Source organism: Frankia sp. CoWAU3 (assembly GCF_977971855.1).
This window is the reverse complement of the sequence record NZ_CDWWXB010000147.1, coordinates 5,781-8,029: the sequence shown is the minus strand read 5'-3', so window position 1 is coordinate 8,029 and position 2,249 is coordinate 5,781. Positions and strand designations below refer to the sequence as shown.

Here is a 2,249-nt window from a genome sequence, read left to right as displayed (position 1 = left end):
CCCCGCGCGTGGCTGCGGTGAGGGAGATCTTTGAAGGCGCGAGCCGTTGCACCCCGGCTTGGTACGGGAACGGGGAGCGTGGCCGGGACAGCGGCTGGACGGCCTGGGCGACGGGAGGGAGCCGTTCCGGCAGGGGCGGCACGGGATCACAAAGGATCATGGTCGTCATCGCGGGACCATACCGCGACGTCGAGGTTTCCCCGGGTACTGGTTCTGTCTAGCAGGATCAGTCGATTATCTGAAGGTATGGGGGTGCTGGTGACGCCTGTCACGTCGATCGGCCGCCGGCACCTGTTCGGCGGACGAGCTCGCCTCGACCGTCACGTCCTCAGGCCCATGGCGACGGGACCGAGGACGTCCAGGTGGCCCGGCACGGGCCGACCTGGACGTCAGGATCGGGCGAGGTGAACCAGGATCAGACGAGGTCGAACCGGTCGAGGTTCATCACCTTGACCCACGCCGCGACAAAGTCGTGCACGAACTTCTCCCGCGCGTCGTCGCTCGCGTAGACCTCCGCGAGCGCGCGCAGTTCGGAGTTTGAACCGAAGACGAGGTCGGCGCGGCTGCCGGTCCACCTGACCTTGCCCGTGGCGGCATCGCGGCCCTCGAAGGTGTTCGCGTCCTCGGACGTCGTCTTCCACGTCGTGCCAAGATCGAGCAGGTTGACGAAGAAGTCGTTCGTCAGCGACCCGGGGGTCGCGGTGAAGACGCCGAGCGGCGACTGCTGGTAGTTCGCGCCCAGGACCCGCAGACCACCGACGAGGACCGTCAGCTCGGGGGCGCTCAGGGTCAGCTGGTTCGCCCGGTCGAGCAGGAGGTACTCAGCCGGCAGGCGGTGGCCCTTCCCCAGGTAGTTGCGGAACCCGTCCGCCGTCGGCTCGAGCACCGCGAACGACTCCACGTCGGTCTGCTCCTGCGACGCGTCGGTACGTCCCGGTGCGAAGGGGACCTCGACGTCGAAGCCGGCGTCCGCGGCGGCCCGCTCGACGGCAACACCACCGGCGAGCACGATCAGGTCGGCGAGTGAGACCTGCTTGCCGCCGGTCTGGGCGGCGTTGAAGGCCTCCTGGATTCTCGTCAGCGTGCGCAGGACCGCCGCCAGCTGGTCGGGTTCGTTGACCTCCCAGCCGCGCTGTGGTTCGAGGCGGATGCGCGCACCGTTGGCGCCGCCGCGCTTGTCACCACCGCGGAACGTCGAGGCCGACGCCCACGCGGTGGAGACCAGCTGGGAGACCGACAGACCCGAGGCAAGGATCTGACCCTTGAGAGTGGCGACGTCCGCGGCGTCGATGAGCTCGTGGGCCACCGCCGGGAGTGGGTCCTGCCACAGCAGCGTCTCGGTCGGGACCTCCGGGCCGAGGTAGCGCGCGACCGGCCCCAGGTCACGATGCGTCAGCTTGAACCACGCCCGGGCGAACGCGTCCGCGAACGCGCTCGGATTCTCCAGGAAGCGCCGCGAGATGGGCTCGTAGATCGGGTCGAACCGGAGGGCGAGGTCCGTCGTCAGCATCGTGGGGGCGTGGCTTTTCGCCGCGTCGTGGGCGTCGGGGACGGTGCCGGCACCGGCACCGTCCTTCGGCTTCCACTGGTTCGCACCGGCGGGGCTCTTCGTCAGCTCCCACTCGTAGCTGAACAGGATCTCGAAGAAGCTGTTGTCCCAGCTCACCGGGGTGTTCGTCCACGCACCCTCAAGCCCGCTGGTGATCGTGTCCCCACCCCTGCCGGTGCCGAAGGTGCTCGTCCAGCCGAAGCCCTGCTCCTCGATGGGGGCGCCCTCGGGCTCCGGGCCGAGGTGCTCGTCCGGGTTGGCCGCGCCGTGGGTCTTGCCGAAGGTGTGGCCGCCGGCGATCAGGGCGACCGTCTCCTCGTCGTTCATCGCCATCCGGCGGAACGTCTCGCGGATGTCGCGCGCCGCGGCGATCGGGTCCGGGTTGCCGTTCGGGCCCTCCGGGTTGACGTAGATGAGACCCATCTGGACGGCGGCGAGGGGATTCTCGAGCTCCCGGTCGCCGGTGTAGCGCTCGTCGTCGAGCCAGGTGGTCTCGGGGCCCCAGTAGACGTCCTCGTCAGGCTCCCAGACGTCCACCCGGCCGCCGGCGAAGCCGAAGGTCTCGAAGCCCATCGACTCCAGGGCGACGTTGCCGGCGAGGATCATCAGATCGGCCCATGAGATCTTCTGACCGTACTTCTTCTTGACCGGCCACAGCAGGCGGCGAGCCTTGTCGAGGTTCGCGTTGTCCGGCCAGCTG

The 2,249-nt window shown here is 69.1% G+C and carries 1 protein-coding gene; it reads right to left on the bottom strand.

All coding sequences use genetic code 11. From position 1 onward, the window contains the following. Positions 1-415: 415 nt before the first annotated feature. A partial coding sequence (gene katG, locus AC08ON_RS13055) for a catalase/peroxidase HPI (protein WP_476617062.1) occupies positions 416-2,249 on the bottom strand: 1,834 nt, incomplete at its 5' end.